Raw genomic sequence first — 3,038 nt, 5'->3', positions numbered from 1 at the left:
CCTCTACATCGGCCTCGCGGCCAGCGCGCCGGGCGGCACGCTGACGCTGCTGTTCTCGCTGCTCGAATCGGCTGCCGACGCGACCCGCTCCGGCGCGGTGCGCGCGCCCGTGCGCTGGGCCACGCTGGCCGGCGACCACTGGCGGCCGCTGCCGGCGGCGCGCGTGCTGGCCGACAGCACCGAGGGCTTCCTGACCTCGGGCATCGTCACGCTCGACCTGCCGGGCGACCTGACGCTGGACAACGAGGTGATGCCGGCCGGCCTGTACTGGCTGCGCGCCTCGGCGGCCGCCGGCTTCGAGGGCTTCGCCGCGCTGCAGTCGGTGCAGGCGCATGCGCTGCGCGCGCGGCGCGTGCTGCCGCCCGGCACGGCCATGCTCGCGATCCTGCCGCAGGGCCGCATCACCCGCTCGCTGGCCTCGCTGCCGGGGCTGTCCGGCGTGCAGCAGGTCGGGCCGTCGTTCGGGCTGCGCCCGGCCGAGGACGCGGGCCTGCTGTACACCCGCGCCGGCGAGCGGTTGCAGCACAAGCAGCGGGCCAGCACCGCCTGGGACGTCGAGCGGCTGCTGCTGGCGCGCTTTCCCGAGGTCTTCAAGGTGCGTTGCCTGTCCGGCGACGAGATCGCCGCGGCCGGCCAGCCGCGGCCGCCGGCCGGCCAGGTGCTGGCGGTCGTCGTGCCGCAGCTGCCGCGCAACGACCCGGCCTTCGCCTGCGCCGCGCCGCGCTTCAACGCCATCGAGCTGCGCCGCATGGCCGACTACCTGCGCGAGCGCGCGTCGCCGTTCGCGAAGCTCGTGGTGCGCAACCCGGTCTACGACCGGCTGCAGCTGCGCTGCACGGTCGGCCTCGCGCGCGGCGTGCACGAAGGCGAGGCCTTGCAGCGCATCACCCGCACCGTGGTGGCCACGCTGTCGCCGTGGTTCGACGACGGCTGCGGCCCGGCCTTCGACTGGGTCGTGCGCGGCGAAGACCTCGAGGCGCGGCTGCGCGCGCTGGACGGCGTCGACTACGTGACGCAGCTGTCGCTGCTGCACCTGACCTGCAGCGATGCCGGCGTGTACACGCTGGTCGACACCGCGCGCGAGGCGCAGGGCCAGCGCGAAGGCCAGGGTGAGGGCGGGGGCGAACGCGGCCACGCCGTCTCGCGCGCGCCGTGGAGCCTCGCGCTGCCGATGCCCACGCACATCGTCACCGCGGCCCCGGTGTTCCCCGACCCGGCGCCGCAGCCGACCGGCATCGCGCAGCTGTCGATCGGCAGCACCTTCGTGATCGGGGGCGGCGCATGACGATCCGCAACCGCAAGACGCTGCAGCATTTCTTCGACGAGGGCCGGCTGCCCACGCGCGACCATTTCGCCGACCTGATCGACTCGATGCTCAACATGAGCGACGAGGGCTTCCACAAATCGGCCGAGAACGGCATCGAGGTGTCGTCGCCGGCCGGCTACGACGCGCTGGTCAGCTTCTACCGCGAGCAGAGTTCGCGCACCGCGCTGTGGTCGATGAGCTACGGCGGCGACCGCGACCAGCTGCTGTTCCACCACGCCGGCGTTGCCGCATCGCGCGGCCGCAAGCCGGTGCTGGCGCTGGACGCGCAGGACCGCGTCGGCATCGGCACTGCCGAGCCGGCCCAGGCGCTGGACGTGGCRGGCGTCGTCGCCTCGCAGGGCCGGGTCGGCAGCTGCCGCTGGCCGGGGCTCGCGCCGGCGCTGGCCGACGGCGAATGGCACGACCTCACCGGCCCGCTCGGCGGCTGCCAGGCCTTCGAGGTGATGGCCGGCGCCGGGCACCCGGGCGGTGGCCGCTTCGCGCTGATGCACGCGATCGCGATGAACGCCTACAACCCGACGCGCGGCTGGCTCGACATCCTGTCGCGGCGCAAGCGCATCCGCTGCGACAACACCTGGTACGGCCGGCGCTGCGACAAGCTCGAACTGCGCTGGGAAGGCAGCAGCGGGCGCAACGCCAGCTACCGGCTGCAGGTGCGCTCGAAGTGCGACTACGGCAGCGGCGTGCGCATCCAGGCGACGCTGACGCGGCTGTGGTTCGACGAGACCATGCAGGGGTGCGCGCCATGACGGCGGAGCGCGACGACGCGAGCTTCGCGCGGCTGCGCGAGCAGGGCATCGCCTGGCTGCAGGCCGTCAGCGGCCACGCCTGGACCGACCACAACCTGCACGACCCCGGCATCACGATGCTGGAGCAGCTGTGCTTCTCGCTGACCGACCTGGTCTACCGCGCCGATTTCCCGGTCGCCGACCACCTGACCGGGCCGGCCGGCACGATCGACTACGACGCCTTGTCGCTGCACCCGCCGGCCGAGGTGTTCCCGTGCCGCGCGACGACCGCGCCCGACCTGCGCCGCCTGCTGCTCGATGCCGTGCCCGGGCTGGACGACGCGACGCTGCAGGCGCGCGACGACGGCGTCGTGCACCTGGTGCTGCAGCTGTCGCAGGGCGCGAGCGAGGGCGAGGGCAAGCGCATCGCCGATGCGCGCGCGGCCTTCCTCGCGCAGCGCAACCTCGGCGAGGACCTCGACCTGGCCGTCACCGCGGTGCAGCCGGTCGCCTGCGAGCTGCATGCGCAGATCGAGATCGGCGGCCCGCGCGACGCGGCCGACGTGCTGGCCGAGGTCTACGACCGCTGCGACCGCTTCGTCGCGCGCGCCGCGGTCAGCCGCAGCCTCGACGAGCGGCTGCGCGCCGGCGCGTCGCTGGAGGAGATCTACACCGGGCCGGCGCTGCAGCACGGCTTCATCGACGACCTGCCGATCGGCCAGGACGGCGCGCAGCGGCTGTTCCTGTCGGACCTCGCTGCGGTCGTGCAGGCGGTGCCGGGCGTGGAGGGGGCGCGGCTGTCGCAGCTGCGGCCGGCGAATGCAACGGCAAGCAACGGCTCGGTGGCCTGGCGCGGCGACAACTGGGCGCTGCGGCTCGCGCTGCCGAGCGACGGCTCGCCGGGCACCATCGGCGTCACGCGGCGCGGCAACCCGGTCGCGGTGGCGCCGGCCGACCTGTGCCGCCGGCTCGAAGACCTGCGC

3 protein-coding genes are annotated in these 3,038 nt (G+C 74.4%); all 3 read left to right on the top strand.

From position 1 onward, the window contains the following. Window positions 1–1,285 (top strand): baseplate J/gp47 family protein (locus AC1DXV_RS33215; RefSeq protein ID WP_477937791.1); only part of this gene is annotated, 1,285 nt, incomplete at its 5' end. Beyond that, a complete protein-coding gene (locus tag AC1DXV_RS33210; RefSeq protein WP_465113110.1) occupies window positions 1,282–2,076 on the top strand; it encodes a hypothetical protein in 795 nt (264 codons plus the stop codon). The genes AC1DXV_RS33215 and AC1DXV_RS33210, both read left to right, overlap by 4 nt. Continuing rightward, window positions 2,073–3,038 (top strand): baseplate wedge protein (locus AC1DXV_RS33205; RefSeq protein WP_477937790.1); only part of this gene is annotated, 966 nt, incomplete at its 3' end. The genes AC1DXV_RS33210 and AC1DXV_RS33205, both read left to right, overlap by 4 nt.

Source organism: Rhizobacter sp. P3_C12 (assembly GCF_056402735.1).
This window is presented reverse-complemented; position numbering and strand designations above follow the sequence as displayed.